Annotated in this window: 18 protein-coding genes and 1 tRNA gene; 15 read left to right on the top strand and 4 right to left on the bottom strand. The window is 66.5% G+C overall.

What is annotated here, in order from left to right; translation table 11 throughout:
* Window positions 1-3: 3 nt before the first annotated feature.
* From AC13C7_RS08745 to AC13C7_RS08730, 4 genes are all read right to left on the bottom strand, one after another.
* A complete protein-coding gene (locus AC13C7_RS08745; RefSeq protein WP_482867229.1) occupies window positions 4-249 on the bottom strand; it encodes a hypothetical protein in 246 nt (81 codons plus the stop codon).
* Between the two features lie 25 nt (window positions 250-274).
* Complete coding sequence (locus tag AC13C7_RS08740) at window positions 275-1309, bottom strand: sodium:calcium antiporter (RefSeq protein WP_446118421.1); 1035 nt, start codon at window positions 1307-1309, stop codon at window positions 275-277.
* 4 nt (window positions 1310-1313) lie between these two features.
* Window positions 1314-3785 (bottom strand): NAD-dependent epimerase/dehydratase family protein, encoded by a 2472-nt coding sequence (locus AC13C7_RS08735; protein WP_482867228.1) that lies wholly within the window; start codon window positions 3783-3785, stop codon window positions 1314-1316.
* Between the two features lie 117 nt (window positions 3786-3902).
* A tRNA-Thr gene (locus tag AC13C7_RS08730) sits at window positions 3903-3977 on the bottom strand.
* Window positions 3978-4088: 111 nt separating this feature from the next.
* Here AC13C7_RS08730 and AC13C7_RS08725 point away from each other — a divergent pair.
* From AC13C7_RS08725 to AC13C7_RS08655, 15 genes are all read left to right on the top strand, one after another.
* A complete protein-coding gene (locus AC13C7_RS08725) occupies window positions 4089-4253 on the top strand; it encodes a hypothetical protein (RefSeq protein ID WP_482867227.1) in 165 nt (54 codons plus the stop codon).
* A 41-nt stretch (window positions 4254-4294) separates the two neighbouring features.
* On the top strand, window positions 4295-5566 hold the full coding sequence (murA, locus tag AC13C7_RS08720) for a UDP-N-acetylglucosamine 1-carboxyvinyltransferase (protein ID WP_482867226.1): 1272 nt from the start codon (window positions 4295-4297) through the stop codon (window positions 5564-5566).
* Window positions 5553-6029 (top strand): DUF2948 family protein, encoded by a 477-nt coding sequence (locus tag AC13C7_RS08715; protein ID WP_172321190.1) that lies wholly within the window; start codon window positions 5553-5555, stop codon window positions 6027-6029. The genes murA and AC13C7_RS08715 overlap by 14 nt, the downstream gene beginning before the upstream one ends.
* Window positions 6026-6544 carry a GNAT family N-acetyltransferase gene (locus AC13C7_RS08710; RefSeq protein WP_482867225.1) on the top strand — a complete coding sequence of 173 codons (519 nt, stop codon included), beginning with the start codon at window positions 6026-6028 and terminating at the stop codon, window positions 6542-6544. Before AC13C7_RS08715 ends, AC13C7_RS08710 begins: the two co-directional genes overlap by 4 nt.
* Before the next feature lie 50 nt (window positions 6545-6594).
* The gene (gene hisD / locus AC13C7_RS08705; RefSeq protein WP_482867224.1) at window positions 6595-7902 is read left to right on the top strand and encodes a histidinol dehydrogenase; all 1308 of its coding nucleotides are present in this window, start codon (window positions 6595-6597) and stop codon (window positions 7900-7902) included.
* 4 nt (window positions 7903-7906) lie between these two features.
* Window positions 7907-8389, top strand: coding sequence for a UPF0262 family protein (locus AC13C7_RS08700; protein WP_446169020.1), 483 nt, complete (start codon window positions 7907-7909; stop codon window positions 8387-8389).
* A gap of 68 nt (window positions 8390-8457) precedes the next feature.
* The gene (locus AC13C7_RS08695) at window positions 8458-8859 is read left to right on the top strand and encodes an arsenate-mycothiol transferase ArsC (RefSeq protein WP_407925875.1); all 402 of its coding nucleotides are present in this window, start codon (window positions 8458-8460) and stop codon (window positions 8857-8859) included.
* Window positions 8856-9254, top strand: a complete 399-nt coding sequence (locus tag AC13C7_RS08690; RefSeq protein ID WP_172321194.1) for a ketosteroid isomerase-related protein — start codon at window positions 8856-8858, stop codon at window positions 9252-9254. The genes AC13C7_RS08695 and AC13C7_RS08690 overlap by 4 nt, the downstream gene beginning before the upstream one ends.
* The gene (locus AC13C7_RS08685) at window positions 9251-9835 is read left to right on the top strand and encodes a GNAT family N-acetyltransferase (protein WP_482867223.1); all 585 of its coding nucleotides are present in this window, start codon (window positions 9251-9253) and stop codon (window positions 9833-9835) included. The genes AC13C7_RS08690 and AC13C7_RS08685 overlap by 4 nt, the downstream gene beginning before the upstream one ends.
* A gap of 3 nt (window positions 9836-9838) precedes the next feature.
* Window positions 9839-10735: a carbon-nitrogen hydrolase family protein gene (locus AC13C7_RS08680; RefSeq protein WP_482867222.1), complete on the top strand. Its 897-nt coding sequence runs from the start codon at window positions 9839-9841 to the stop codon at window positions 10733-10735.
* A 68-nt stretch (window positions 10736-10803) separates the two neighbouring features.
* Entirely contained in the window at window positions 10804-11022 is a 219-nt protein-coding gene (infA, locus tag AC13C7_RS08675; protein WP_008186030.1) for a translation initiation factor IF-1, read from the top strand.
* A gap of 68 nt (window positions 11023-11090) precedes the next feature.
* Window positions 11091-11666: a Maf family protein gene (locus tag AC13C7_RS08670; protein ID WP_482867221.1), complete on the top strand. Its 576-nt coding sequence runs from the start codon at window positions 11091-11093 to the stop codon at window positions 11664-11666.
* Window positions 11663-12703 (top strand): ribonuclease E/G, encoded by a 1041-nt coding sequence (locus tag AC13C7_RS08665; protein ID WP_482867220.1) that lies wholly within the window; start codon window positions 11663-11665, stop codon window positions 12701-12703. Before AC13C7_RS08670 ends, AC13C7_RS08665 begins: the two co-directional genes overlap by 4 nt.
* Window positions 12700-12891, top strand: coding sequence for a DNA gyrase inhibitor YacG (locus tag AC13C7_RS08660; RefSeq protein WP_172321199.1), 192 nt, complete (start codon window positions 12700-12702; stop codon window positions 12889-12891). The genes AC13C7_RS08665 and AC13C7_RS08660 overlap by 4 nt, the downstream gene beginning before the upstream one ends.
* Window positions 12892-13037: 146 nt before the next feature.
* The gene (locus AC13C7_RS08655; RefSeq protein WP_172321200.1) at window positions 13038-14039 is read left to right on the top strand and encodes a taurine ABC transporter substrate-binding protein; all 1002 of its coding nucleotides are present in this window, start codon (window positions 13038-13040) and stop codon (window positions 14037-14039) included.
* Window positions 14040-14046: the final 7 nt, after the last annotated feature.

Raw genomic sequence — 14046 nt, 5'->3', positions numbered from 1 at the left:
GCGCTACAGCGTGTCGTCGGCCTCGGGCTCACCGGGGATGTTGCGGTCCAGCACCCGCTTGATCTCCCTCACCAGGGCATCGCGATCCGCGTCGGGGCCGTCCTGCGGCTCCTGCGCAAGGCGGGTCAGCACCTTCTTCAGCCACCCCTTGCGGTCGCCTGCGGAATAGCCCTCATTGGCCAGCACATCCATGATCTCCTCACGCGAGAGGTCGTCGCCAATTTCTGGCAGGGATTTGGCGGGTGTCATGTCAGCCTCCTTTCCATTGAGACGTTCAGCGCAGGGTGAAGAGCAACGCGATGCCGCCCAGATAGGTCGCCGCCACCAGGTAGCTGTCCAGCCCGATCCCGAAAAGCGCCGGATCGCGCCGCTCGATCAGGCCGGCGACATAGATCGCGGTGACGAGGATCCCGATCAGCCCGGCGACGATCGAGAACATGCCGACCTCGTTCAGGACCGCGCCGCCCGGATAGGCCAGGTCGACCAGGAAGATCACCCCGATATCGAAAAGGTTGGTGCCGAAGATGTCCGAGGCCGCCATCACGTAACGCCCCAGTCTGACGGCGGCCAGAACGGTGCTGATCTCGGGCAGCGAGGTCGAGATGGCGACGAAGACCGCGCCGAAGAAACTGTCGCCAAGCCCGGTGCGCTCGGCCAATGCCTCGCCGCTGGTCGACAGGACATAGCCCATGACCAGGATCGCCAGGGCGGCCAGGCCCGTGGCACCCAGAAGTTGCGCGCGGCTCAGGTCGCGCTTGGGGTCGTCGGTCTCGATCTCGGAGGCGGGCGGCTCGCCGATCACTTTCCAGGCCGGGTTGTCCTCGGCCCGCGCCACCATGCGGATGCAATAGACGAAGAGCGCCGCCAGCCCCCAGGTCCAGAGGCCCGCGCCCGCAAACGCGATGTCGCCCACCCCGATTCCCGCCAGCGTGCCCGCGACCAGGATGATGCCAAGCACGCCCTGCAACAGCACGATGGGGTCGGGCACGGCCTCGGTCAGGGCGCTCTTGCGAATGGCCATGTCGGCCAGCGCCAGCACCGTGACCTGCATCGCGAAGCCGCCAAGCAGGTTGTTCACCGCCAGCGCCGCGTTGCCGCCAAGGGCCGCCGTGCCGGTGACGGCGATCTCGGGCAGCGAGGTGACCCCGCCCAGAAGGATGACGCCGAGGACGGCCTGCCCGATCCCGAATTCGCGCGCGATGGCATCGGCATAGCGCGACAGCCGCGTGCCCGCGACCCAGACCGCGCCGGCGGCCAGGATGAAGGCCGTGACGGTGATCCAGAGGGGGAGATCGGCAAAAGGGCTCATGGCGTCACCGGATGAACCTGTCCCAGTCGCCGAAGCTGCTATAGACCGGCCCGCGCGGAATGCTGAGGCCGATCAGCGCCAGGCCGCAAGTCGCCGAAAAGGCCAGCCCGCCCCAGGACGCCCCCGCCACCAGCGGCGCGAACAGCAGCACGATCCCCATCAGCATGTTCAGGAACCGGGCCAGGCGCACCACCGGGGCCAGCGCCGCGACCGTGACCGTGATCACCAGCGCGCCGATGATATGGTTAGTCGCGGCCACCCCGCCACCCCAGGGAAAGACCAGCGGCGACAGCATCAGCAGGGCCCCGACCCCGAGCGAGGCCATCAGCGTCCACGGAAAGGTCATGCCACCATTCAGCATGTCATAGACGATGGCGCGCAGCCCGCGCTCGAAATCGTCGATGCGGCGCTTGTCGGGGCCCTCATCGGTGTCGCCGGTGAAGAAGACGCGCAGCCAGGGCTGGCCCGCGCGGTGACGGCGGCGCAGGAACTGGAAGGTCGCGACCAGCTCATCCAGCGAATAGGGGATCTGCCAGACCATCGCGGCGGCGGCGATGAGGGCCAGCGTCGAATAGGTGCCGATCACGATGGGCTGGATCACGATGAAGAAGATCGACACCGCGCCAAGCGGCACGATCATGATGCCGAACAGCACCACCAGCCACGGCATGGTGCGCCAGCGGGCCGAGGTGCCCATGGCACCCACCAGGATCTCCAGAGCATAGGTCAGCGCGCCGACCCCGGCATCGGGCACCGGCCAGCTTTCCGAGACATCCGAGGTGATGATCTGTTCGGTCCCGTTCTGCCCTTGCAGCGTGCCGGGAAAGAACGGCTCCCAGACCTGGTCTATGCTTTCCAGCTGATAGCCCGTCAGGTAGCGCGAGGTCAGCAGGCCGACGACCGCCAGGATGATCACCGGCAGGCGCTGGAACCAGTCCGAGGGCGAATAGCTCCACCCCTCGGGGATGGTCGGCCCGGTCTGCGCGGCAACGGGCGAGACCCCCGGCATCGGCCCGAGGCAGAGCGCGAAGGCAACCGCCAGCATCCCGACGATGGTGCCGTTGAGATAGGCGGCACCGTTCGCCGTCCAGAAGACCAGCGGCGCGAACATGATCCAGACGCCGATCCCGGCGGCGGCAAACCGTGCCCAGGGCATGCGCCAGGACAGGGACAGCATCGCGAAGAGGAACAGCAGAAGACCGGCCACAACGTCGCTCAGGATCATCCCCGGATCGTCATAGCCCAACATCGGCGGCGAGGTCATCAGCCAGATGCCTAGCCCCGCATTGGCCCATCCGGCCCAGAGGCTGGCGCGGTGCTGTTCGCGGTATTCCGTCTCGTGGCGCAGCCGCAGCGCCTCGGCATCCTCCACCCGCGCATCGGCGGCGCGCAGCCAGGGCGGCGGCGTGATCCCGTTCATCTCGTACCAGTCCAGCGGATCGGCTTTCAGCGCCTCGACCAGCACCGGCAGCTTGTCGGCGATGCGGTCCTCGGGTTCCCAATCCAGCAGGCGGCGCGCCTTGGAAATGTCCAGCGCGTAGTGATCCGAGGACATGTCGATCATGAAGGGCCGGATGAAGGGCTTTTCGCCCTCGTCCAGCGCATCGGGCACGACGGGCTCAGACTCCGTCTCCAGCTTGGCGCCCAGTTTTGCGACGGGGGCGGGCAGGACCAGCGTGGCCCAGGTCTCCTCGCCATGGATCAGTTCGCCGAGGGTGTCTTGCAGCGCCTCATAGCTCATCGTGTCGGGCTCACCGGCCAGGATCACCTCGCCGGTGTCCAGATCGGCACGCCGGTCGATCACGCGTTTGAAGAGATCCAGCATGTCGCCTTGATGCAGGAACGCCTGCCCGGCACGACGGTCGCCGGAAAACACATGGGATTTGAAATCCCGCTCATAGATGCGCGCGATCTGGTGGCTCAGCGTCGGCACCGCGGTCTTGTCATCGTAAAGCCCCGCCAGGTGCAGGAAGATCGTGGAAATGTCGCCCGCCTCCTCGCGGATGATCTCCTCGGTGCGGGCCTTGGATCGCGGATAGGCCCAGGCGGGTGCGATGGGGGTGTCCTCGCTGATACGCTCGCCCGGCACGCCGGCCGCATGCACCAGCATGGTGCCGGAATAGACGAATTGCTCGACCTCGGCGGCTTGCAGCGCGCGCAAGAGGTTGCGGGTGCCCTCTTCGTTCACGGCCTCGTATTGCGGGCGCTCCTCGCCGCTGAAATCGAAATAGGCGGCCAGGTGGACGACCGAGGCGATGCGACCGCCTTCGGTCTTCTCGCCGATCTCATCGACCGCGCGCGCCATCGACCCAGGATCGGTGATGTCGCAACCGATCATGTCCTTGCGCCCCTTGCACAGGTCAGGCAGGTCCAGCCCGATCACCCTGTAGCTGCGCGCGAGCTTTTTCCTGAGGTTGGTGCCGATATTCCCGGCGGCCCCGGTGATGACGACAACCGGCTTGTCCTGATCTGCCATGTGATCCCCATTGAACCAATTCGCAGACCCAACGCATCGGGCGCGAGTTGGTTCAAATGGGAGTGGTCCGCAATCCGGCGATCCGTAGGGCTGATGCAGAATCAGGGAAGGGGAAAATGGTGCTGTGAGAGAGGATTGAACTCTCGACCTCACCCTTACCAAGGGTGTGCTCTACCACTGAGCTACCACAGCATTCCGGGCGGCCCCTGTTCCGGGGCGGCGTGGGCGGTGAATTAGCGGCAATTGTTCATCGGTGCAAGGGGTAACTGGACGGTTTTTCCCGCAGCCTGTAAGACTGCCGATATGAACGGATCGAACTCGGATCAGCACGGGCGGACGACCAAACCGGCGAAACCCGCCCAGACCCGCGAAGAGCGGTTGAAGGCGGCGCTCAAGGCCAATATGGGCAGGCGCAAGGCGCAGGCACGGGCACGCGCGGCGCAGGATGATGACAAGAGTGACGGCTGATCCTTACCCGGATCGGCGATGAGGAAAAGGCAGGTGGCAGGTTGGATCGAATAGTCATTCAGGGCGGGGCGGAGCTTTCTGGCGCGATTCCCATCGCGGGGGCCAAGAACGCCTGCCTGACGCTGATGCCCGCGACGCTTCTGTCGGATGAGCCGCTGACGCTGACCAATGCGCCGCGCCTCTCGGACATCCGCACCATGACCGAACTGCTGCAATCGCTGGGGGCCGAGGTGACGGCGCTTAATGACGGCAAGGTCATCGCCATGTCGTCCCACAAAGCGAACAACCACGTCGCGCATTACGACATCGTGCGCAAGATGCGGGCCTCGAACCTCGTGCTGGGGCCGCTTCTGGCGCGTCACCACCGCGCCGAAGTGAGCCTGCCTGGCGGCTGCGCCATCGGCGCGCGGCCCATGGACCTGCATATCACCGCGCTGGAGGCGATGGGCGCGACGATCGAACTGCGCGACGGCTACCTCCATGCCGAGGCGCAGGGCGGGCTGAAAGGCGCCGAGATCACGCTCGATTTCGCCTCCGTCGGCGCGACCGAGAACACCGTCATGGCGGCGACGTTGGCGAAAGGCACGACCGTGCTGCAGAACGCCGCGCGCGAGCCCGAGATCGTCGACCTTGTGAAATGCCTGCGCGCCATGGGGGCCGAGATCGAGGGCGAGGGCACATCGACCATCACCATTGAGGGCGTCGAGCGTCTGCACGGCGCGACCCACCCCGTTGTCACCGACCGGATCGAGCTTGGCACCTACATGCTGGCCCCCGCGATCACGGGCGGCGAAGTGGAGCTTCTGGGCGGTCGGCTGGACCTGGTCGAAAGCTTCGTCGCCAAGCTGGACGAGGCCGGGATAGACGTCTCGGAAACGCCGCGCGGGTTGATGGTGAAACGCTCCAACGGCAGGGTGCGCGCGGTCAATGTCGTGACCGAGCCCTTCCCCGGCTTTCCCACCGATCTTCAGGCGCAGATGATGGCGCTGATGTGTACCGCCGGTGGTGTCTCCGTGCTGGAGGAAAAGATCTTCGAGAACCGCTTCATGCACGCGCCCGAACTGGTCCGCATGGGGGCCGATATCGACGTGCAGGGCGGTCATGCCACCGTCACGGGCGTCGACAAGCTGCGCGGTGCGCCGGTGATGGCGACCGACCTGCGCGCCTCGGTGTCGCTGATCCTCGCGGCGCTGGCCGCCGAGGGCGAAACCGTGGTCAACCGCGTCTATCACCTGGATCGCGGCTATGAACATGTCGTGGCCAAGCTGGCGGGCGTCGGCGCGCGCATCGAACGGGTGCATGGCGATGTCTGATGCACGTTTCGAGGATGGCGGCGCCAAGCCGATGGCGCTGCGGGCGCTGGACCAAGATGACCTCAAGGTGATCTCGACGCTGACGCAGGACGCGGTGTTCCCGATCACGGAAATGACCTGGGACCGCAAGAAGCGCCGCTTCGCCCTCCTGATCAACCGCTTCCGCTGGGAGGAGGGCGCCCGCGTCGGCGACCACCCGCCCGAGCGTGTGCAATCGGTGCTGGTGATCGAGGATGCGATGGCGGTGGCAAGCCAGGGCATCGACCTGGCCGACAAGGACACCGTCCTGTCGCTGCTGGCGCTGGACTGGGAGGCCGGCGAGGAGGGCACGGGCCGGATCACGCTGGTGCTGGCCGGTGACGGCGCGGTGGCGGTCGATGTGGAATGCCTCGAGGTGACGTTGCGCGACGTGACCCGGCCATATTACGCCCCCTCCGGCAAGGTGCCGGGACATGGCCCATGATCTGGCGCTGGCGGCGCAGACCTGCCGCCGCTATCCGCCGCCTTTGCCCCGAGGACGCCGCGATCTGGCGCTATCTGCGGCTCGAGGCGCTGCTGCACCACCCCGAGGCCTATGGCTCCAGCCATGACGATTGGGCCGGACAGCCGCTGTCGGCCTTTGCCGCGCGGCTGGAGAAAGGCACCATCCTGGGGGCCTTCGCGGACCAGGCCCTGATCGGCTCCACCGCGCTGGACCCGATGCCGACCGACCCGCGAACCGGCGAGTTGACCGCGGTCTATGTCAAGACCGGCCATCGCGGCCAGGGCATTGCGCGGGCGCTCTTCCGGGCCGCCGAGGTCGAGGCGAAGGCCCAGGGCATGACCCGGCTCAGCCTGACGGTGGCCACAAGCAACGCGGCGGCGATCCGGTTCTACGAGCGGGCCGGGTTCCGCTCCGAGGGCGAGGCACCGCGCACATTGGCCAGTGACGGGCGCCTGCTGGAGCTTGTGCGCATGGCGCGCGTCATCCGCGCTTGAGGCCGGGGGCCGTGCGCGCTATTGGGCAAATGCCCAAGGATGAAAGACAAATGCCCCAGTTCCTCGACAGCACCGCCCCCGATTTCGATGCCCGTTTCAAGGCCCTTCTGGAGATGAAGCGCGAGGACGCGCCGGATGTGGATGACACGGTCGCCGCGATCATCGCGGATCTGCGCAGGCGCGGCGATGCGGCGCTGATCGAGCTGACCGAGCGCTTCGACCGCCTGACCCTGACCCCCGACCGCTTCGCCTTCACCCCCGAGGAGATCGCGCAAGCCATCGAGGAGGTGCCGCAGGCCGAACGCGACGCCCTCGAACTGGCCGCCGCCCGCATCCGCGCCTACCACGCGCGCCAGATGCCTGACGACCAAAGCTGGACCGATGAGACCGGGGCCACCCTCGGCTGGCGCTGGACACCGGTTTCGGCGGCGGGGCTCTACGTGCCGGGGGGGCTGGCCTCCTATCCATCCTCCGTCTTGATGAACGCCATTCCGGCGGCGGTGGCGGGGGTCGAAACCCTCGTCATCTGCGCGCCCACGCCGGAGGGAAAGGTGAACCCGCTGGTCCTGCTGGCGGCACATCTGTCGGGCGTGAAGACCGTCTACCGCTTGGGCGGCGCGCAGGCGATCGCGGCCATGGCCTATGGCACCGAAACCATAGCGCCCGTCGACAAGATAACCGGGCCTGGCAACGCCTATGTCGCGGCAGCCAAGCGGCGCGTCTTCGGCAAGGTCGGCATCGACATGATCGCGGGCCCCTCGGAAATCCTGGTGATCGCCGACAAGGATAATGACCCCGACTGGATCGCGCTGGACCTGCTGTCACAGGCCGAACATGACGAAAGCGCGCAGTCGATCCTGATCACAGACGATGCCGATTTTGGCCGCGCCGTTGCGCAAGCCGTCGAAAACCGCCTCGAAACCCTCGACCGGCGCGCCATCGCGGGCGCAAGCTGGCGGGATTTCGGTGCGGTCATCACGGTGCGCGACCTCGATGAGGCCGCCGCCCTCTCGGACCGGATCGCGCCCGAACATCTGGAGCTTTGCGTCGCCGACGCGGATGCGCTGGCCGCAAAGGTCCGCCACGCGGGCGCTCTCTTCCTCGGGCCCTGGACGCCCGAGGCCATTGGCGATTATGTCGGCGGCCCCAACCACGTTCTGCCCACGGCACGCTCGGCGCGGTTTTCCTCCGGCCTCTCGGTGATGGATTTCCTCAAGCGTACGACTGTGGCAAAACTGACGCCTGCCGCCCTGAAGGCCATCGGTCCGGCGGCGGAAACGCTGGCAAACTCCGAAAGCTTGCAGGCACATGGGGGCTCGGTCCGCGCGCGGCTGGACCGTCTGAACGAGGGGGAGTGAGACGATGAGCGGCGATATCTGCCATATCGAGATTGACGACAGCGGGCTGCCTGCGCCCACGCCCGAGATCGAGCAGGAACGCAAGGTGGCGATTTTCGACCTGCTGGAGGCAAATAACTTCGCGCTGCCCGCGCAGGGCGGGCGCACCGCGCCAGGTGGCCCCTACAAGCTGCACCTGGGCATCCGCGACCGCCGCCTTGTCTTCGATATCGACACCGAGGCGGGCGAGGATGCGGCGGAATTTCACCTCTCGCTCAGCCCGTTCAAGCAGGTGGTCAAGGATTACTGGCAGATCTGCGAAAGCTATTTCGACGCGGTGAAACGGCTGCCCCCCTCGCAGATCGAGGCCATCGACATGGGCCGCCGCGGCATCCACGATGAAGGCGCGCGGGTGTTGCAGGAACGGCTCGACGGCAAGGCGGATGTGGACCACGACACGGCAAGGCGCCTCTTCACGCTGGTCTGCGTATTGCATTACGGTGGCTGAGCGTGGATGACGAGGAGTTCCCCAGTTCGGTCCTGTTCTGCTGTGACCACAACGCCGTGCGCTCGCCCATGGCCGAGGGGCTGATGAAAAAATTCTACGGCCACCGCGCCTATGTGCAATCGGCGGGGGTGCATAACGACCTGGAAATCGACGGCTTCGCCATCGCGGTCTGCGCCGAAATGGGGGTGGAGCTGTCGCGCCACCGCTCGCGCAGCTTCGAGGAGATGAAGCAATGGGGCGATGACCTGTCGGGCTTCGACCTGGTGATCTGCCTCTCGCCCGCCAGCCAGCGCCTGGCGCTGGAGCTGACCCGGAATTTCCATGTCGACGTGGAATACTGGGCGATGCTGGACCCCACGGGCCTGGGCGAGACGCGCGAGGCCAAGCTCGCCGCCTATCGGCAGACGCGCGACCTGCTGATTACCCGCATGATCGGAAAATTCGGAGAACCGACGGAGCCGCAGACATGAGCAGGGATTTGATCTACCGCTATTACGACGCCTTCAACGCAGGCGATACCGATGCGATGCTGGCCTGCCTGACGCCGGATGTGGCCCATCACGTCAACGAGGGTGGCATCCGCGTCGGCCAGGAGGCGTTTCGCGCCTTTTGCGACCACATGGCCCGCACTTATCGCGAGGAGTTGAGCGATATCGTGGTGATGGTGTCCGAGGACGGCACCCGCGCGGCGGCGGAATTTACCGTAAACGGCGAATACCTGGCCGATGACGAGGGCCTGCCGCCCGCACGCGGCCAGCGCTACCGCCTGCCTGCCGGGGCCTTCTTCGACATCGAGGGCGGCAAGATCGCCCGCGTCACCACCTATTACAACCTCGCCGACTGGATCGCCCAGGTCTCGGCGTGAGCCTGGAATTCCGTAGCTTTCGAGGGGCGCAAGTGGCCGAGGTGCTGGACGATCTCGCCCGCCTGCGCGTCACTGTCTTCCGCGACTGGCCCTATCTCTACGAAGGCGATGCGGCTTATGAACGAGGCTATCTCTCGGCCTATACCACCCCCCGTGCCATCGTCACGGGCGCCTTTGACGGCGGCACCATGGTGGGGGCCGCGACCGGCATGCCGATGGTGGATCACGACGAGGGGCTCGGGGCGACGTTGCAAGCTCACGGCATCCCGTTGGAGGACGTGTTCTACTGCGCCGAATCCGTGTTGCTGCCAGATTTTCGCGGCCAGGGCGCGGGCCATGCCTTCTTCGATGCGCGCGAGGATCACGCCCGCGCCCTCGGCCTCAGCCATTCCGCCTTCTGCGCCGTGATCCGTCGCCACGATCACCCGGCGCGGCCCGCCGGCTATCGCCCGCTCGATTCCCTCTGGCGCGCGCGGGGATATGCGCCGCTGGAGGGCGCCATCGCGCGGCTTTCCTGGCGCGACACCGGGTCCGAGACCGAAACCGCCAAACCGCTGCAATTCTGGACAAGGAGGCTCTGACCCATGCGCATCGCCGCCGCCGCCTACAACATGGATTTTCTAGACAATTGGCAGGCTTACGAAGACAAGCTGACCCGTTGGGTCAGTGACGCCGCGGGGCAGGGGGCCGAGCTTCTGGTCTTCCCCGAATACGGCGCGATGGAGCTTGCCACGCTGGCCGGGCGTGAGGCCGCCGCCGATCTGGAGGCCAGCCTGCACGCCGTCTCGGACCGGATGGCGGACGCCGCCGCGCTGCACGCCACCCTCGCCGCACGGCACAAGCTGCATATCCTCGCCGCCTCCGCCCCCGTCTTCGACGGGGGGTCGCGCCCGGTCAATCGCGCCATGCTGTTCGGACCCGATGGCCTGATTGGCCACCAGGACAAGCAGATCATGACCCGTTTCGAGGCCGAGACCTGGGATGTGGTCCCCGGCGGCCCCCTGCGCGCGTTCCGCATCGGCGACATCACCCTCGGCATCCTGATCTGCTTCGACGCCGAGTTTCCGGCACTTGCCCGCGCACTGGTCGAGGCGGGTGTCGACATCCTCGCCGTGCCCTCCTGCACCGATACCCTCGCGGGCTACTGGCGCGTGCGCGTCGGCGCGATGGCCCGCGCGCTGGAGGGCCAATGCGTCGTGATCCACGCGCCCACCGTCCTCCCCTGCGCCTGGTCGCCCGCCGTCGATGAAAACGAAGGTGCCGCCGCGATCTACGGCCCCCCCGACCTGGGCTTTCCCGAAACCGGCATCATCGCCCTGGGCCCGCACAACGCTCCCGGCTGGACACTCGCCGATATCGACCCCGCCGCGATTGCCCGCGTGCGCGAGGGCGGCGCGGTTTTCAACCATGCCCGCTGGCCCGACAGTGACGCACGCGCCAAATCGGGGGTTGAAATCGTTCAAACCGCAAATACAGCTTGAAATTCTTGACGTTGAGGCGCATCTAGCCGCCATCGCGCCCCAAGGGGCGATAATATTCAGGAGAAACCATGGCCAAGGAAGAACTGCTCGAATTTCCCGGCGTCGTAAAGGAACTCCTGCCGAATGCGACATTCCTGGTCGAGCTGGAAAACGGCCATACGATCATCGCACATACGGCAGGCAAGATGCGCAAGAACCGCATTCGCGTTCTGGCAGGCGACAAGGTGCAGGTCGAGATGACCCCCTATGATCTGACCAAGGGTCGGATCAACTACCGCTTCAAGTAAGGCGCGCGGATGCCCGCGCCCCGAAACGTGCGGTCCGATTTTCGGACAAGATGCGGGATCGTTGAATAATGCGTCTTATCCTGGGATCGGGAAGCCCCCGGCGGCTTGAGCTGTTGGGCGTTCTGGGCGTCACGCCGGACGCGATTCAGCCCCCCGATATCGACGAAACCCCGCAGAAAGGCGAGCTGCCCCGCGCCTATTGCGCCCGCGTGACCCGCGACAAGGTGCAGGCGGTCGCGGCGGGGCCCGATGACATCGTGCTCTGTGCCGATACCACCGTCGCGATGGGCCGCCGCATCATGGGCAAGCCGCAAGATGCCGGTGAGGCCGCCAAGTTCCTCACCGATCTGGCCGGACGCCGCCACCGCGTCTATACGGCGATTGCGGTCCGCAAGGGCGGGACGCTCCGGGAACGGGTGGTGGAAAGCCGGGTACAGATGAAACGGCTCAGCGATATCGAATTGAACGGCTACCTTGCCAGCGGTGATTGGCAGGGCAAGGCGGGCGGCTATTCGATCCAAGGGCCCGCCGGGGCCTTCATCCCGTGGATTTCCGGCAGCCATTCGGCCATCATGGGGTTGCCGCTGGCGGAAACCGCGCAACTTCTGGCCGCCGCGGGCTGGCCGGTCTGGGGGCAACCATGAAAGGCCGTATCGTCGTTCTGGATCATCTCAACGGCCGCCCCGCCGCCGCGCTGATGGTGGATGGGCGGCTTGAGGATATCCGCATCGACCCGCCCGAGGACGCCCCGCCGCAACCCGGCGCGATCCTGCGCGCGGTCTGCGACCGGCCCATGAAGGGGCAGGGCGGCATGATGCTGCGCATGGCCGACGGGATCCCTGGATTCCTGCGCCAGGCCAAGGGATTGGCCCCCGGTCAGACGCTGCTGGTGCAGGTGACCGGGATCGGCGAGGGCGGCAAGGCCACGCCCGTCGCTACGCGGCTTCTCTTCAAGAGCCGCTATGCCATCGTCACGCCCGAGGCGCGCGGCTTCAACATCGCGCGCTCGATCAAGGATGACGCGGAACGGGATCGCCTGCTGGAAATCGCGCATGAGGAAATGGCCGCGGCCCCCGACCATTTCGGGCTGATCCTGCGCTCTGCCGCCGAAAACGCCGATGAGGCCGCACTGGCCGAGGACATTGCCGCGATGCGGGATCTCGCCCTGACGGTGACCGCCGACACCGAAGGCGATCCCGAACTGCTCGTCGATGCGCCGGACGCGCATCACTTGGCCTGGCGCGATTGGGCCGCCCCCGCCCCCGATGCGGTCGAGGAGGGGTTCGGCCCGCATGGCGTGCTGGAGGCGCTTGATGCGGCCCTCAGCCCGCACGTCCCCCTGATTTCGGGCGCGTCGATGATCATCGAGCCGACCTCCGCCCTCGTCGCGGTCGACATCAATACCGGCAACGATACTTCGCTTGCCGCCGGGCTCAAGGCCAACCTCGCCGCCGCCCGCGACCTGCCGCGCCAGTTGCGCCTGCGCGGGCTTGGCGGGCAGATCACGCTGGACGTGGCGCCCATGCCCAAGAAGGATCGCCGCGGGTTCGAGGATGCGCTGCGCCGCGCCTTTCGCCTCGACGGCACCGATACAGTGCTTGCGGGATGGACCCCGCTTGGGCTTTATGAACTGCAAAGAAAACGCGACCGCGCGCCCCTGACCGACCTGATGATGCAATGACCTGCCCGATCTGCAAGAAGCCGACAGACCCCGAATACCGCCCCTTCTGCTCGCGCCGCTGCGCCGATGTCGATCTGGGGCGCTGGATGACGGGCAGCTACGCGGTGCCCTCGGACGATCCCGACGATATCGAGGAGGCGGCCGAGGCCGCCGGGGCCGCGACCACGGACACTTCGCGCCTGCACTGATCGGGGTGGCCGGATCAGTCCAGACCGGGGCAACGATCAGTCCAGTTTCCACGAATTTCTTGACGCGGGGCAAGTTGCCCTCGCAAGCTACGGCACGCGAAGGGCCGGGCAGGGAAATCGGTCCCGCACCACACAGGGAGATTTTCATGAAAAAGACGCTTCTTTCCGGGGCCGCCATCGGCCTAGCCATGTCCGCGACCGCCAGCGTCGCGCAAGGCATGGACGAACTGACCGTTGCCTATTTCCTCGAATGGCCGATGCCGTTCCAATATGCCAAGCAGATGGGCATCTACGAGGAGGAACTGGGCATCACCATCAACTGGCGCGCCTTCGACACCGGCACCGCGATGTCGGCAGCAATGGCCTCGGGCGATGTGGACATCTCGATCAGCCAGGGCGTGCCGCCCTTCGTTGTCGCGGCCTCCGCCGGTCAGGATATCCAGGTCGTCGATGTGGCGGTCAGCTATTCCGAGAATGACAACTGCGTCGTCCATGCCGATCAGGAGATCGACGCCAGCAACGTGGCCGACCTGGAAGGCGCCCGCGTCGGCGTGCCGATCGGCACCGCCGCGCATTACGGCTTCCTGCGCCAGATGGAGCATTTTGGCGTCGATGTCAGCAGCCTCGAAGTGGTCGACATGGCACCGGCCGACAGCGCCGCGGCTCTGGCGCAGGGCTCGCTCGACATGGCCTGCGGCTGGGGCGGGGCGCTGCGCCGGATGCTGGAGCATGGCAACGTGCTGCTCTCGGGGGCCGAAAAGCAGGAGCTTGGCATCTATGTCTTCGACGTCACCTCCGTCCCCGCCTCCTTCGCCGAGGAAGAGCCCGAGCTTCTGGCCGATTTCCTCGCCATCACGGGCCGCATGAACGACATGTGGAACTCGGGCGAGAACACCGATGAGATGCTGCCGGTCATCGCCCAGGATGCCGGCATGGACGAGGAGGCCACGGCGGCCACGCTGGCGGGCTTCGAGTTTCCCTCCATCGAGGATCAGCTCTCCGAGACCTGGCTTGGCGGCGGCACGCAGGAGTTCCTGCTGGAAGTGGCCAACTTCTTCGTCGAGACCGGCAATATCGACGCCGCCCGCGACAGCTATGAAAGCGCGGTCAATACCGGCCCGCTGATGGCCGCGAATGGCGACATGTAAACCCTTG

The organism is Alterinioella sp. B-7, from assembly GCF_056857775.1.
Note: the sequence above shows the minus strand (reverse complement) of the source record. Positions and strands in the feature narration are given on the sequence as shown.